Origin of the sequence: Flavobacterium sp. CLA17, assembly GCF_013112255.2 — a bacterium.
Classification (GTDB): Bacteria; Bacteroidota; Bacteroidia; order Flavobacteriales; family Flavobacteriaceae; genus Flavobacterium; species Flavobacterium circumlabens.
Map to the genome: position 1 here is coordinate 2,118,642 of NZ_CP068294.1, position 16,191 is coordinate 2,134,832.

Genomic DNA, 16,191 nt, shown 5'->3' on the forward strand with positions numbered 1-16,191 from the left:
AGCATAAAAACTTTCCCGAAGCCTCGGGATTCTGTCTTTGCAAGCAAATTTCAGCAGCCAAGTTATTACCTTCAAGGTTAGAAAAAACCTTGCAGGAAACTTGAAAGAAGAAGCCTTCCATGATAAAAAAAGGACAGCACTTTTGTATGTGCTGTCCCTTAGGCAAATGGTACAGATTTTTGGTAATCTACTATGAGAAGACTAAAACGCAGGTTATTCGTTTATAATGTCGCCTTCCTTAGTTTCTTCACTGGCAATTTTTACCAGTTTATCTTGCGGATTCAAATCGCCGAAAATTTCAATTTTATCGTCGATTTCTCTTCCTCTTTTTACGTCAACGCGTGTGGCTTTATGATTCAGGACTTTGATTACAAAAGTACCTTCGGCAGAATTGACAAGTGCTGATTTCGGGATTACAAACGTGCTGTCTTTCGCGTTAAGCGGTAAAAGCACTTCGGCCACCATTCCCGGTAATAAATTTTTCTTCGTATTCTGAACGTCCATTTCTACACGTTCCGAACGAAGTTTCAAATCTAAAGCACCCGACATTCTGGTAATGGTTGCTTTAAACGTTTCCGGTAACGATTTTACATTAAAACTCATTTCGTCGCCATTGTGTAAATATCCCGTATACAATTCCGGAACCGAAACCGCCAAACGTAATTTGTTTTGTTGCTGAATCGTCAGTAAAGGCAAATCTGATCCTTTTCCGGCTGGGCCTACAAAGGTTCCAAGATTCACATTTCTTGCTGCCACAACACCGTCAAAAGGCGCACGGATTTCAAGATACCCTCTCATGATCGACACTTCTTTGTGGGCTGCCACTGCGGCCTGATATTGGGCGTAATCGGAGTTTTTCTTTCCGTTGGCCATTTCCAGATCATTTTTAGAAATCGTTCCTTCCACTTTGCTCGTTTCGTACAAACGGTTGTAGGTACTTTTGCTGGTGGCGTAAATGGCTTCCATCGATTTTAATCTCGATTCGGCTGCCGCCAGTTGTGAACTGATTTCGGGCGCTTCCAAAACAATCAGAAGTTGTCCTTTTTTTACCTGAGTACCAATATCTACTTTTAGTAATTTCACGAAACTGCTTACTTTGGCATATAAATCTACTTGTTGAAAACCGGTTAATTCGGCCGGCAAACGCAATTCTGTCGTTAGCTTTTCTTTTTGTAAAAGGAAAGTTTCTGTTTTAGGCTCCAGTTCCGGAGTAACCGTTTCTTCTTTCTTTGAATTACAACTGGCCAGAAAAAATACAGCTGTAAAAAATAATGCGGTCGATTGTATAATTTTATTTTTCATAAATGTGAAAGTTATTTTAGAAAGGTCATTTATGTAATCACCTTTTAATTTATTGGTATTTGTTTTCAACAAATTAGTTTTTAGTGGTGATTTCATTTTCTGATTTTAAGGATGAGATATAATGGATGCTTTCTTCGTCTTCAGGATCTAAGGAAACCGACTGTGTTGTGGCATGTTCCTGTGCCCAGGCAAAGATAAGCGGCAGGATGAGTAAAACGGCAAAGGTTGAGAATAATAGTCCGCCAATAACAGCTCTACCCAACGGTGAAACCTGATCGCCGCCTTCTCCGTGTCCAATTGCCATTGGCAACATTCCCGCAATCATCGCGACAGAAGTCATGATAATCGGACGAAGACGTAAGGCCGCCGCTTCACGTGCCGATTCTAAGGCATTCCCGTTTCGTTTTCGCAATTGTTCTGCGTTGGTGACCAGTAAAACGGCATTGGCAATCGAAACCCCAACCGACATAATGATTCCCATATACGATTGTAAATTTAACGTTGAACCTGTCAGCGTCAGCATCAATAACGCTCCTAAAACAACCGCCGGAACTGTCGTTAAAATCACCAGAGATACTTTGAACGATTGAAAATTAGCGGCCAACATTAAGAAGATTACAAATATGGCAACCAATAATCCTACCTGTAAACTGCTTAATGTTTCGCTTAATACTTTACTTAAACCAATTGGCGTAATGAATAACCCCCTCGGTAATTCTCCCAATGCGTTTATTGTTGCATCCACATCTTTTACGGCCGTTCCTAAATCGGTCTGGCTAATGTTGGCTGTAACGGTAATGTATGGCATGGCCCCTAAATTGTCATTTTCACCACTTACAAATCCGGGTGTAATTTTGGCAACGTCACTCAAAACAGGACGAAGCGAATTTTTCAATACCGGAATTTCTCCAATATCGGTTTTGCTTTTCATTTTGTTCAAAGGCACCTGCACCTGAACGTTATACGATAATCCGGCTCTTTCGTCGACCCAGGTATTTTTCTCCGTGTATCTGGATGATGAAGTTGAAGCGACCAATGATCTTGAAATATCATTCATATCTACGCCTAATTCAGCGGCACGCGTTCTGTCAATATCAATATTCATGGCCGGATAATGAATGGGCTGACCAATTTGCACATCTCTGAAATAAGAGATTTTTTTGAGTTTCTCTACGATTTGATTGGCATATAATTCATTGCGTTTTTTGTCTTTTCCGGCAATACGGACTTCGATTGGAGTAGGGGAACCCTGGCTCAATACTTTATCGGTCAGTTCGATTGGTTCAAAAGAAAGTTTTACATCCGGAAGTACTTTTTTAATTCGGGCTCTGAAGTCGTCTTTAAAGTCATCCATATCGGTGTGGTATTCTTTTAAACTCACCTGAAAAACGGCTTCATGCGAACCTGCCATGAACAAATAAATCGGGTTGATCGAGAATAACGATGGGTGTTGTCCCACATAAACAGAAGAGATTCCGATATGCTCTTTACCCACCATTTTTTGCAATTCCTTCAATACAATAATCGCTTTCTCTTCGGTACGTTCTAAACGGGTTCCGTCGGGAGCACGCATTCTCAACTGAAACTGACTTGAGTTTACTTTAGGGAAAACATCTTTTCCGATAAAGGAAATAAAGACTACAGCCAGCACCGTAATTCCGATAAGATAGACTAAAGCGGTTACTTTTTTATAAGGAAACAAACGATCCAAAGTTCTCATAAAACGGATTCTGAAGCGTTCGAAAGCGCCAATTTTTCCGTTATTGTTTGTATCTGTTTTTTCAACATATGCTTTTTTCTGCGTGATCAGGTCTCTTTCAGATTCAGGTGTCAGGCCGCAGGCGTTAAATTCAGCTTCATCATCTGTAATCGCCGGACCATGTTCGTGTTTCGGGTGCGCTTTCATCAGCCAGTTCGCCATTACGGGAACAAAAGTCTGTGACAGTAAAAACGAAATAACCATTGAGAATCCGATTGCTAAAGCCAAAGGCAAAAACAACGCTCCCGGAATACCAACCATGGTAAATGCCGGAGCAAATACCGCCAGAATACAAAGTAAAATCAATAATTTAGGCAAGGCAATTTCCTGACAGGCGTCCCAAATGGCGAGTGCCTTGGGTTTGCCCATATCGAGATGCTGGTGAATGTTTTCGATCGTTACCGTACTTTCATCTACCAAGATTCCAATCGCCAGAGCCAGTCCGCTTAGAGACATTAAGTTGATCGTTTGTCCGAATAATTTCAGGAATAAAACTCCAGAAATAATCGAAATCGGAATGGTTAAGATTACGATCAAAGCCGCACGTCTGTCACCAAGGAAAAGTAACACCATTAATCCGGTTAAAACCGCTCCGATAATTCCTTCGGTAATCAAACTTTTAACTGAGTTGATTACATAAACCGACTGGTCAAATTCGTAGGATAATTTTACATCTTCCGGTAATGTACTTTGAATTTTAGGTAATTCCGCTTTCAATTTCTGAACCACATCCCAGGTTGAGGCATCTCCCGCTTTCGCAATACTGATATACACCGAACGCTTTCCGTTTACCAAAGCATAACCGGCCGTGATATCTGCACCATCTTTTACAGTCGCAACATCGCCTAATTTCAGGTTTTGAACGCCGCCTTTAAATAAGGGAATCTGTTCAAAATCCTTAACTTCTTTAATCGTATTGTTGGTTGGCGTAATATAATTGACATCGCCCATTCTGACATTTCCCGAAGGAGCCGTCTGATTGTTGATACGGATCGCCTCAACCACCTGATCCGGCGTCATATTATGCGAACGTAATAAATCGGGATCTACGTTAACCTCAATTGTTCTTGGGCTTCCGCCGAAAGGAGCCGGCGATAATAAACCGGGAATCGAAGTAAACGAGGCACGAACGTAAACGTTGGCTAAATCCTGCAGTTCGTTATTCGATCTGATTTTACTGCTCAAAACCAATTGTCCGATTGGTAGGGAAGAAGCATCAAAACGAATGATAAACGGAGGCTGCGTTCCCGGAGGAAATGCCGCCTGAATCCTGTTCGAAAGGGAACTCAGTTCGGCTGCTGCCTGCGCCATGTTGGTGTTTTCATAATAGGTTAACTTCATGATCATTAACCCCTGAATATTTTTGGTTTCAACTGATTTTACACCATTGGCAAAAGGTAAAATGTTGACATAAGTTTTAGCAAAATAAGCTTCCATCTGGTCGGGGGTATACCCTCCGAAAGGATGCGCAATATAAATTACCGGCAAGTTCATCTTAGGAAGAATATCTACCTTAATATCCTTGATGGCACCAATTCCGAAGAAAAATAAACCAGCAACCATTACCAGGATGGAGATGGGTTTGCGGAGTGCGAAACGTATTAAATTCATTACGATCTATAATTAAAATTCATTTATAAATAAGTCAAAATTGCCGGTTGCGGCCACTTTTAGCAAATACGATTGCCACACATTGTTATTCGTAATATCACGATCAATTTCGGCACGGTTTAACGTATACATGATTTGTGTTAAATCAGTCAGATCAGTCAACCCGTTTTTGTATAAAGTCGATTTTTGCAGGTAGGCTTTTTTGGCAGCATCAACCTGAATGGGTGCTTCGGCATAATTGTCCAAGGTGATTTTGATCTTATCATCGGCAAAATTCATTTGCGATTTCAGTTCCCGGTCTGCCTGATTGTATTCTTCCTGCAAAGCCTGTGAAACAAACTTCTGAGCCCTTACCTGTTTGCTCATTCGGAACGGCGTAGTCAGGTTCCAGCTGATTCCAATTCCAACCAGATAATTGGTGCGATCCGGATTTACGCCATCCCAGTAGTTTCTGGTAAAAGCGGTCTGATCGGTAATATAATCAGATTGAAATCCTGATGCTCTGGTCTGAAGGACACCAAAAGCGGTCATGGTCGGGTAATAAAAACGTTTGTATAATTTAGCCTGCTGATTGCTGTAATCCATTCGGGCTTTGTACAATTGAAGTAACGGATGCAGACTATCAGTCGTTTTTTCAGCCACTAATAATGCTTTCGGAACATTATTGACAAAAAGCGTATCAACAGCAAAATCCTGAGGGGCAACGCCCATTAGATCGACTAATTTATTGTTCTGTTCCTTGACGAAATTCCGGGCCAGATTCAGGGCAATTTTAGCTTTCGAAACTTCGGCTGTTGCTAAAGTAGAATCTACTCCGGCCAATAATCCGTTTTTTACCCTCGCAGCAGCAGTTCTTTTGAAAACTTCAGCACGACTTAAATTCTTTTGCTGTGAAATCAATAAACGCTGACTTGCCAGCAAATTAAGATAAGCGGCAGAAATCCGGATTTCCTGCTGGAACATTTCCTGCTTTAAGTCGGTTTCTTTCGTCTGAACGTCCATTTTAGCCAAATTGATTTTTTCTTTCGCTTTTCCGAAAGTGAAAAAATCCCAATTCATATTGACTAAATAAAGCGCTCCAAAAGCAGAATTCCAGTTCTGATCCGGTAAAGCCGGTCCGGAAGAAGCCGTTCCCAAACCATTGAAACCATACAAAGCACCGTTTTGGCCGTTGATGGTTCCGTAATCCTGTTGCGCCGACAAGTTCAGGTTGGGTAAATAATCGCGTTTCGATTGTTTCAGCGTCTCCCGCGATGCATTGGTGTAGTTGTTTTTTGCTCTGATTGAACCGTAGTTTTCAAGCCCCGTTTTTATAGCTTCTTTTAAAGACAGGGTTTGTGAATAACCAAGAGTGGCAAAAATCAAGAAAAATAGTAAAGTAATTTTTTTGAAATACATAAAATTCGTGGTATCAAATTATGAAACAAAATTATTTTACTTCCAATGATTTTTGTCATCTTAAATGATGTAATACGATTAAAAATGACGAATTGAATTGGTCATTTAATGGAAAAATTAAATAAAAATAAGTGGTTAATTTGTAAACTATTTTAAGTTTAAAAAATGAATAAAAAATTTGATAACATATTGGATAACAAATGGTGGCAGGAGATTGCCGTTGTTGCCTTTTCATTTACGATCTACACGTTAAAAAATGACTGGATGTTATTTAGTTCTTTTACTTCCATCTCAATGGGGGTTTTTTTCTATTTTATTTTATATATGCACGCCCAGTTCAACCGTTTTTTGCTGTTACCTATACTTTTCAAAACCAGAAGACCCTTAAGCTACATCTTTTTGACGCTGTTCGGGGTGTTTGTATTTTCGATTGTCTTATACGAAATCACTATGCTGGATATGTTCAGCAATTGCCGTTTGTATCAAAATTCACATCAGAGAAGTTATGTCTATCAGCTTGCCAGCGTTTTAGGAACACTGGTTTGTATACTGAGCCCGATTATTGTTTTTAAGTTCTACAGAATTCACAGAAAACAAACCGATGAAACTTTATTGTTCAATCAGATGCAGCTGAATTCTTTGAAAGGGCAATTGAATCCGCACTTTTTATTCAATACTTTCAATACGCTGTACGGAATCAGTCTCGAATTTCCGGACAGAACGCCGGATCTGATTATGAAAGTTTCGCAACTTATGCGCTATCAGCTGGAAAGTAATAATAAACAATGTGTATCTTTAGAAGACGAACTGGAATTTATAAACAGTTATGTACAGCTTGAAAAAGAAAGGGTAGGATATCGTTGTGACATTACGTATGATTGTAAAATCGACAACGAAAATGCCTATAAAGTATCACCCATGCTGTTGATTGCTTTTATTGAAAATGCCTTTAAACACGGAACCTGCGCGATCGAAAAATGTTTTGTACGTATTATCGTTACGGTAGAAAACGGCTTGTTGCATTTGCATGTTGCCAATTCAATTCCAACGAAGAAAACAGATGTTGTTTCGACAAAGATTGGCTTGAAAAACACGATTGAACGTCTGAACCTGATTTATGGAAAAGACTATAAACTGAATATTCAGGACGATAAAAATACGTATATAGTTGATTTGAAATTACAACTGAAAAAGTTCGTATAATGACAGAATCCAAAAAATGTATTATTGTTGATGATGAGCCGGCAGCGCATTATGTGCTGGCCAATTATATAAAGCAAAATCCAAATTTAGAACTTGTTTTTCAGGGGTATAATGGTATTGAAGCCATGAATTATCTTCGGGAAAACAAAGTTGACCTGATGTTTCTTGATATTAATATGCCGGAGATTTCAGGTATGGAACTGCTCAAGATTCTTCCTGTACATCCTAAAACGATCTTAACGACTGCTTATTCTGAATTTGCACTCGAAAGTTATGATTATGGTGTCATTGACTATCTTTTGAAACCCATTTATTTTCCCAGATTTCTTAAAGCTATAGATCGTTTTTTTGCCACTGAAAATGTAAAAGCCAAGGAAGACGAAGTGGTAGTCAATTCGGTTAGTGTAAAAGTAGATGGTTATTTGATTGATATGGAATTAGACCAGCTTTTGTTTGCACAGAGTTTTGGAAATTATGTTAAATTATATACCACCAAACGGACGTATCTGGCTTCGATTACGACAAGTGAACTAGAGAAATGCCTTCCGGAGAAAAACTTTATGCGCATTCACAAATCCTATATTGTGGCCTTAGATAAAATTGAAGCTACGGAGAAGGATTTTATCATTATAAAAAAAGAGAAATTACCAATCGGAATTACCTACAAACGGGAATTATCGGATCGGTTGAAAAAATAAAAGTTTTACAGAAATTCATTTTAAATTCATTTAATAGTAGTAGTTTTATTACGCATTTTAAAGATGGTTTAATTTAAATATTGAAATCATGAAAAACTTAATTTTAGCTTTCGCTTGTTTTTACAGCAGTTTTTTGATGGCACAAAACGGAATTATGCCAACAGGAGTAATCACTCCGCCAGAAAAAGTCAGATTTACTTTTGAAAAAGAGTATCCGAAAAAAGTTCCGGTCTGGTCGATAGAATATGTGGGAGATGATAATGATGAAATCAGATATGAAGCGAAGTTCAATGCCGATAATAATACAAAAGCACTGGCTGTCTACGATAATCTGGGAAATTTAAAGGCCTATGAATTACAGATTCCGCTGAGCCAGCTTCCTCAAAAAGCACAGGCGTACCTGAAAAATAACTATTCCGAGCAGGCAATTCGGGAAATTGCAGTAGTTGTCGATTATAAAAACAAAACAACCTACGAAGTCGGAATAGAAAAAGAGAACAAATTTTATGATGTGGTCTTCGATAAAAACGGAGGTTTTGATGTCATCATTCAAAAAGATTAAAAACAAGAATTCTTACTAACTCAATATATTTCAATGACAAACCCGACAGGTTTTTAAACCTGTCGGGTTTTGTTTTTTTATATTAAATACGAAATAATGATTTTAGATTTTTAAACCTTTTGGGTTTAAAAAAAGAAGATTACATTTCACAATTTACATTCCTCAATTATAAATTCATACCACCGGAAACCTCTATACGCTGTGCATTTACCCAACGGGCATCTTCGGTACATAAAAAGGCAACCACACCACCAATGTCATCCGGTAATCCCACCCTTCCTAAAGCGGTTAAAGAAGCGATATGTTGGTTAAGCTGCTCATTGTCTCTAACGGCTCCGTGACCAAAATCAGTTTCAATAGCACCGGGAGCAACAACATTTACTTTTATTTTCCGATCTCCCAACTCTTTTGCCTGATATTTAGTCAGCGTTTCAATTCCGCCTTTCATAGATGCATAAGCAGAATAACCAGGGAACGAAAATCTCGCCAAACCGGTAGATATATTGATAATTCCACCACCGTCATTCATGATAGCCAATGCTTTTTGAGTTAGAAAAAACGGGCCTTTAAGCTGAATATTACTCAACTCATCAAAGTCTGCTTCCGTAGTTTCCATGTACGGTTTATGAATTCCGATTCCGGCATTGTTCACCAGAAAATCGAATTTATCAGCGTTAAAAGTAGTTTTTAAAGCTGTTTGTACGCTTCCTAAAAAAGTAGCAAAAGTATCGGATTGTGCCACATTCAATTGAATGGCAACCGCTTTCTGCCCTAAATTTTCGATTTCTTTTACCGTATCTTCCGCTTCTTCTTTTTTACTGTTGTATGTCAGAATAACGTTAATTCCTTTTTTTGCTATAGCCAATGCCATATTTTTCCCTAAACCTCTGCTTCCGCCTGTTACTAAGGCGATTTTTGTATTTACTGCCATTTTTAGTTGTTTTTAAATTTTGATTATTTGTATTGAAATGCTATCGCGGATTAGTAGATTTAAAATTTAAAAAATCCCCTAAATCTGCTAAATCTGCGAGAGAAAGAAAAACATAGAGAAGTGTTATCTTAATTAGAATGCATTGCATTAAAATGATTTCTCAAATCTTCAGCACTTGCGTTTAATCGTGTTTCGCTGGTTCCAAAAGTAAGTTCGCTCCTTCCGTCTTTCAATTGCTCAAATATAGATTCGATAAAACTGCTCACGCTCGGATGCGCATCGTGAAGACCGGTTCCGCCAAGATCCGTGTTTAGTGCCGGTGGAATAATTTCGATCACTTCAATATTTTTTGATTTCAGGATATGACGAAGTGAAAGCGTAAACGAACGGAAAAAAGCTTTTGTGGCCGAGTATACCGGAATTTTTGCAAAAGGTGAAAAAGCCAGTCCGGAAGTTACATTCATCACTGTGGTAAGTGATTTTAAATTCGTAAATAAAGAAGTCAAATGCAGTGGAGCTTCAATATTCGTATTGATTTCGGCTTTAGCGCTTTCGTAAAAATCAGCATCCGTAACCGAAACCCATTTCTGAATTCCTGCATTGTTGATTAATACATTTAAGTCGCTGTGATTTTCGTTAATCCATTCGTAAAGAGCTACACGCTCTGCTTCAACAGACAAGTCGCATACTTTTGTTAGTACAGATGGAAACTGAGCCTTAACTTCATTCAAAACCGATTCTCTTCGACCACAAATAATTACAGTATTATTTTCTTCAATAAATCGTTGTGTAAGTCCCAGACCAATGCCGGTTGCACCACCGGTGATTAAAATTTTGTTGTTTGATAAATTCATCTTTTCGATCTTTTAAATTGATAAGACAAAGGTAGGACTGAAGTAGTATTGGGGAATTGTAAATATCAAACCGTTATTTGCGAAATTCAAATCACGAGGTTTTAAATTCTAATACTGATAGCTATGGGAATAAATTCCAAATTCCAGTTCTGTCCCGAAGCGTTGGTACTAAACCTTATTTAACTTCGGAATGCCAAAGGTGTAAAGGTGGTTTGTTTTTTAAAGAAATTAGAAAAATGCGCCAGTTCTTCAAAACCTAAAGAATACGCAATTTCAGAAATGTTCCAGTCGGTTTGTTTTAAAAGAATCTTGGCTTCGCTGGTTAATCGGCTGCTGATTAATTCAGTGGTCGTTTTTCCGGTATTTTCTTTTAAAACCTTATTCAGGTGATTGACATGCACGGATAACCTTTCGGCAAAATCCTTTGCTGTTCTGAGCATAAGTCTCTGATGCGGAGATTCTATGGGGAATTGTCTTTCTAATAATTCGGCAAATAAAGAAGAAACCCTGGCAGCAGAATTGTGCTTCGAATATAAGGCTGTTAGAGGCTGCAGCTTTTGTCCAAAGTGAATTAATTCGGCAACATAATTACGAATCAAATCATATTTGTATACATAATCGGAATTGATTTCTTTTTGTATTTTGTTGAATATCAGTTCAACTTCGATAACTTCTTCATCAGATAACTGAAAAATCGGGTAACCGTCTGTTGCGAAAATCGGAAGTTCGTCAAGGTCAATTCCGCTTTTGTTTTTAGAAAGGAACTCACTGGTAAAGACACAGAACTGCCCCGATTGATTGGTATCCTGTGGAAGATAATTATACGGGATTTTGGGAGTCGCAAACAAGAGCGCATGCTGCTCTATTTCAATGATTTTGTCTGCATATTCAGCCCTGTTTTTTCCTTTTATCAGACTTATTTTATAATAAGCCCTCCGGTCATACGGCATAATGGATTTTCCCTGGAGCCTGTCTAAAAGTTCTTTAATGTCAAACACATTAAAGTGACCAATTTCCTTTTTAATGTCGTTGGGTAATAACGAACTCGGTTCAACGGATGAACCTTCGGTAATGTCCTGGTAAAATGAATCTAGTGATTTCATAAGTGAATTGTAAAATTCAAATATACGAAATTTGTTTTGGGTTTCAGGTTTCAGGTTTGAAGTTTAAAACTTTGCTTTGATTGAACCGCAAGGGTCGCAAGGTTTTTTTGTTATTTCTTGTAAAGGCGCAATCCTGAGGCCTGGGGTAAAAGTTTTGTAATCTCATTTTGTGTCATTTCGAGGTACGAGAAATCACACCTGAAGTTCCGCAAACAAAATCGCCAATCTTTGTCGAGTTACGAGTGTGATTTCTCGTACCTCGAAATGAAATACTTTACGTCGTTTAAAACTTAAAACAAACTCCCCTGAATTAATTCCTGTTGCGGATTGCTGCCAAAAGAAAAAGTATCAATAACAAAAAACTGTCTCTTAACAGGATCTAATTCGCGCAAAACAATTTCACAGCATAAAAAATCAATAGCTATTGTAGTAAAAAGCTGCGATGCTATTTTAAGATTTTCGGGAGTTAATCTTCGGCCAATAGACAGGTGTGGATCTTCGCTCTTTTTTAGTTTTAAAGGTTTTAAAACTTCATGTGTTTTTTTCATGATCGGCTTTAAATTGTTTTTGGAATCTTCATTCGGAGCAATAAAAAAGGCACCGCTATTTTCGTAAGACCCAAAATGATCCAGATAAACGGGAAAGGGAGTAAATGTATCGCAGATTCTAAAAACCTTTTGTTTGTATATTTCTATTTGAGAATCATCAATAGTAAATTCACAAATTGTGATATGGGCGGTCGAATTTTTACTGTTGTACCAGCCAATTTTGGTTTCCAGATAATCTTTAAGGGTTTTGATCGCAACGATTACATCTTGCGAGGGATAAATGGCAACAGAATACTTTTTCTCCATTTGATCAGTTTTGGTTGAGACAAATTTAGAGCTAATAATGGTAATTAGATAATTGGATAATGTGAAAATGAGATAATTTGAAAATGAGATAATTTGGAAACCTGAAAACTGAAACTCAAGATCAGTTCTATAGTTTTCCTTTTAAGTGTAATCTGTGGTAGATTTCAGATTGCAATAATCCGCTTCCGCCGCCAAAATGTTCTATTACTTCTACTTCCGGATGGTGTTTTAAACAAAATGAAGTGAACTCTTTTTCGACATGATCCTCGATGGCAGAACTTAACAAGACCATATCAATTTTGTTTTTTAGAAAGTACTCCTGTGCCTCATTTTCGTCACTAAAACCAACAGCATTCCAGTTTTCATTAGCATTGACAAGTCTTAGCAGAATGGTTAAAATGGCTTCGTTTTTTCCGAGTATTAAGAATTCAAGTGTTTTCATAATCAGTAGTTTGTTTGACAAATTTATTGGATTAATAATAATTTCAACTTAATCTGGATTAAGATTTTTTTTTAAGTCTCAGTCTTCAGTCTCAGTCTCAGTCTCAGTCTCAGTCTGAAGTCTCAAATGTGAAGTGGTAAAAAAATATTTGACAAATTTGTGTCTTTGGATAGATTGCTAACTTGATATGGAACAAGGAACTACAATTGTAAAATTATAAATTATTAAAAAGATTTTGTTAGAATGTGGGAAACCGTAATTATTTCTATATCAGACCATGTAAATTTGCATCACAGAAGCGGAATGTGATCTATGTTTTTTGCCTTTTCAGTCAGTATTGAGGCTTCTGTGTTACTGTTTTTTTGGAGAAAAACAATTTAGTTAAAAGAAAAATTGGACACATTCATTTGATCGTGGTTGCTTTGTAATAATGCAATAAAATCTGTTTTTCTATGGTCTATAGATTTGGTTATTTGTTTAGCCGGATCTATAGACTTTTTTTTTATTGTAATAAGAGCGGTCTTTTAATCCATGATTGGATGACGTCCCAGTTGATTTTAAATTTTTGAGGTGAACAACTATAACAATTTTTAAAAGCTGCCGAAAAATGGGAGACCTCTTTATAGCCACATTTACAGGCAGCCTCATTTGTTATGGCTTTATTTTAGAATGATTAGTTTTAGAACTTATTGCTTTTTAGCCAGTCTTCACATTGTTTGGTCCAGTATTTATTGGTGTCTCCAATGCCCAATCCGAAGCCGTGGCCGCCATTTTCATATAAATGTAACTCGGCTGTAACTTTATTTTTTTTAAGTGCCAGATAGTAATTAATGCTGTTTTCAGGTAAAACGGCGCCATCATCTGTAGCATGTATCAGAAATGTTGGAGGAGTCTGAGCGGTTACCTTTTTTTCATTGGAAAAAGAATCAATTAATTCCGAAGAAGGATTTTGACCCAGTAAGTTAATTTGTGAACCTTTATGGGTAATTTCATTTTGCATAGAAATTACGGGATAAATCAAAAGAGCAAAATCCGGGCGTGCACTTACTTTAGAGGTAGTTTCATATACTTTATCATCATAATGGGTAGCTAGCGTAGAAGCCAGATGCCCGCCTGCAGAGAAACCCAGAACACCCACTTTATTCGGGTCAATATTCCATTTAGAGGCATTTTGTCTGATATAACGTATCGATTCCTGCGCGTCCTGCAATGGGCCGATCGTTTTGTCTTTCATTATTAAATCACTCGGTAATCGGTATTTTAGTACAAAAGCCACGATTCCCAGACTATTAAACCATTCAGCGACTTTTGTACCTTCTTTATCAATGGCCAAATGCATATATCCGCCACCCGGAAAAATAACGACAGCCGTTTGACTGGGCTTGCTTTCTTTGGGTAAAAACACGGTTAGCGTTGGTGTTGTAACTAAAGTTGTACTCTGTATTTTACCGTCTTTTACAGTTTCTTTTTCGGTGTAATCCGGAGCTTTGATCTCTCCCGGTATCTTATTCCAAAGCGGTATAATCTGATTTTGTGCCTGTAATTGATTTAGCATTCCCAACAATAAAAACAGATTCAGGAATGCATTTTTTAAGATAAGATTTTTTAATTTTTTCAATTTTATGAGAGTTTTGTAAGGTTTGCTTTCGTACATGACATTCAAATTTAAGGTTTTATTGTTTCCCTTTTATCCCAATTTACAAACAAATGTAGTTTTTACACTAAAAAACACATGAAAATATTACAAATGGAGTAATTTCAGGACAATTTTGACACGTTAAACGGATTTTTTTTAGCTATTGTTATTTAACAAATATATTGTTTAATATGTAATTTAGCATTCTGTTTTTTGTGTGATGTGTTTATTTGTTATAATAAAATAATTTTATATGCAATTTATTTGGATTATAAAGATTTAAAACTATATTTGTGCAATCGATTACATTATTTGATTTTTTGTTGCATCTAATGTTGATTATGAATACTGCAAGAAGCTAATTTATTGAAATTGTTTACCAGAAATATAAATTAAAAAACAAACTGTTACCATGAACCAAACCAATTCAGTTAGTATGAGCCAGAAAAGCACCTCTATAGGGAAGTATCGCTGGACAATATGTGGTTTAGTATTTTTTGCTACGACCGTAAATTATTTAGATCGAAATGTAATTAGTTATTTACGCCCTTTTTTGGCAGAGGCTTTTCATTGGACTCCGGAACAGGAAGTTATTGATTATTCTAATATTGAATTGGCTTTTAAAATCGCATATGCATTGGGTATGCTGGTTGCCGGAGGCATTATAGATAAATTGGGTACCAAATTAGGCTATGCAATTGCTACTGGTCTGTGGAGTCTGGCTGCTATAGGCCATGCACTGGCAACTGGTACGGGAGGATTTTTAATAGCCCGTGTATTTTTAGGAATTACAGAAGCAGGAAATTTTCCTGCAGCCATAAAAGCTACGGCAGAATGGTTTCCACAAAAAGAAAGAGCATTAGCCACAGGAATATTTAATTCAGGCAGTAACATAGGAGCTATAATTGTTCCGTTGACCGTGCCTTTTATCGCCGAAAATTATGGCTGGCAATGGGCTTTTATTCTAACAGGAGTTGTTGGTTTTGTCTGGTTGGTTTTGTGGTTTCTTCTTTATGAAATCCCTCAAAAACAAAAACGTTTGTCTCAGGCGGAACTTGAATATATCACTTCGGATAAAGTAGAAACTACTGAATCACAAGATACCGAAAAAGTATCCTGGAAGAAGTTATTGTCTTTTCGTCAGACTTGGGCTTTTGCCATTGGGAAATTATTGACAGATCCGGTTTGGTGGTTTTATTTGTTCTGGTTGCCGGATTTTTTAATGAAACAATACAAACTCTCTTCTACCGAAATCATCTGGCCTTGTGCTTTAGTTTATATGATTGGCAGTATTGGCAGTATTGGCGGAGGCTGGCTTCCGTTAAAATTAATCAATAACAACTGGCCGGCTTATAAAGCCCGTAAAATCAGTATGCTGCTTTATGCCTTTGCGGTTTTACCGGTATTATTTTCCCAGTATTTAGGCGCAATCAATATGTGGCTGGCCGTTTTGGTAATAGGTTTTGCAGTTTCGGCACATCAGGCATGGTCGGCAAATATCTTTACAATGGTATCAGATATGTTTCCGAAAAAAGCAACTGCTTCCGTAACAGGAATCGGTGGTATGTTTGGAGCACTGGGCGGAATTCTGCTGACGTTGGTGGTTCAGAAAAATATGTTCGTTTATTATACGAAAATCGGCCAGATAGAAACGGGATATTTTATCATGTTTTGTATTTGCGGAGCATCTTATTTACTGGCATGGCTCATTATGCATTTGCTGGTTCCGAGAATGAAGAAGGTTGAATTATAATTCATTAAATGCTAAAATTAAAATAAATTTGAGTTGGAATTATGGTTTTTAAATATAAAAATATAATTTTGTGCAATCGATTACA

The 16,191-nt window shown here is 37.4% G+C and carries 13 protein-coding genes; 4 read left to right on the plus strand and 9 right to left on the minus strand.

Annotated features, from left to right (window positions below; genetic code table 11):
* Positions 1-213 precede the first annotated feature (213 nt).
* From HAV12_RS09150 to HAV12_RS09160, 3 genes are all read right to left on the minus strand, one after another.
* A complete protein-coding gene (locus HAV12_RS09150) occupies positions 214-1,302 on the minus strand; it encodes an efflux RND transporter periplasmic adaptor subunit (protein WP_132037159.1) in 1,089 nt (362 codons plus the stop codon).
* Positions 1,303-1,375: 73 nt separating this feature from the next.
* Complete coding sequence (locus tag HAV12_RS09155) at positions 1,376-4,672, minus strand: efflux RND transporter permease subunit (RefSeq protein ID WP_171569372.1); 3,297 nt, start codon at positions 4,670-4,672, stop codon at positions 1,376-1,378.
* A 12-nt stretch (positions 4,673-4,684) separates the two neighbouring features.
* On the minus strand, positions 4,685-6,070 hold the full coding sequence (locus tag HAV12_RS09160; RefSeq protein WP_171569373.1) for a TolC family protein: 1,386 nt from the start codon (positions 6,068-6,070) through the stop codon (positions 4,685-4,687).
* Positions 6,071-6,235: 165 nt separating this feature from the next.
* Between HAV12_RS09160 and HAV12_RS09165 the strand changes: the two genes are divergently transcribed.
* From HAV12_RS09165 to HAV12_RS09175, 3 genes are all read left to right on the plus strand, one after another.
* Entirely contained in the window at positions 6,236-7,273 is a 1,038-nt protein-coding gene (locus HAV12_RS09165) for a sensor histidine kinase (protein ID WP_171569374.1), read from the plus strand.
* Positions 7,273-7,971 (plus strand): LytTR family DNA-binding domain-containing protein, encoded by a 699-nt coding sequence (locus tag HAV12_RS09170; protein WP_171569375.1) that lies wholly within the window; start codon positions 7,273-7,275, stop codon positions 7,969-7,971. The genes HAV12_RS09165 and HAV12_RS09170 overlap by 1 nt, the downstream gene beginning before the upstream one ends.
* 88 nt (positions 7,972-8,059) lie before the next feature.
* Positions 8,060-8,533 (plus strand): PepSY-like domain-containing protein, encoded by a 474-nt coding sequence (locus HAV12_RS09175; protein WP_171569376.1) that lies wholly within the window; start codon positions 8,060-8,062, stop codon positions 8,531-8,533.
* A 166-nt stretch (positions 8,534-8,699) separates the two neighbouring features.
* On the opposite strand, the gene HAV12_RS09180 is transcribed toward HAV12_RS09175, so the two are convergent.
* The 6 genes from HAV12_RS09180 to HAV12_RS09205 form a co-directional block, all read right to left on the minus strand.
* Positions 8,700-9,464: an SDR family oxidoreductase gene (locus HAV12_RS09180; RefSeq protein WP_171569377.1), complete on the minus strand. Its 765-nt coding sequence runs from the start codon at positions 9,462-9,464 to the stop codon at positions 8,700-8,702.
* A gap of 128 nt (positions 9,465-9,592) precedes the next feature.
* A complete protein-coding gene (locus HAV12_RS09185) occupies positions 9,593-10,318 on the minus strand; it encodes an SDR family oxidoreductase (protein WP_171569378.1) in 726 nt (241 codons plus the stop codon).
* 179 nt (positions 10,319-10,497) lie between these two features.
* A complete protein-coding gene (locus HAV12_RS09190) occupies positions 10,498-11,421 on the minus strand; it encodes an AraC family transcriptional regulator (protein WP_171569379.1) in 924 nt (307 codons plus the stop codon).
* Positions 11,422-11,711: 290 nt separating this feature from the next.
* Positions 11,712-12,275, minus strand: coding sequence for a 2'-5' RNA ligase family protein (locus HAV12_RS09195; RefSeq protein WP_171569380.1), 564 nt, complete (start codon positions 12,273-12,275; stop codon positions 11,712-11,714).
* A 127-nt stretch (positions 12,276-12,402) separates the two neighbouring features.
* Positions 12,403-12,717: a hypothetical protein gene (locus tag HAV12_RS09200; protein WP_171569381.1), complete on the minus strand. Its 315-nt coding sequence runs from the start codon at positions 12,715-12,717 to the stop codon at positions 12,403-12,405.
* A gap of 679 nt (positions 12,718-13,396) precedes the next feature.
* On the minus strand, positions 13,397-14,335 hold the full coding sequence (locus HAV12_RS09205) for an alpha/beta hydrolase (RefSeq protein WP_240345254.1): 939 nt from the start codon (positions 14,333-14,335) through the stop codon (positions 13,397-13,399).
* Positions 14,336-14,765: 430 nt separating this feature from the next.
* Between HAV12_RS09205 and HAV12_RS09210 the strand changes: the two genes are divergently transcribed.
* The gene (locus HAV12_RS09210) at positions 14,766-16,106 is read left to right on the plus strand and encodes an MFS transporter (RefSeq protein WP_240345255.1); all 1,341 of its coding nucleotides are present in this window, start codon (positions 14,766-14,768) and stop codon (positions 16,104-16,106) included.
* Positions 16,107-16,191: the final 85 nt, after the last annotated feature.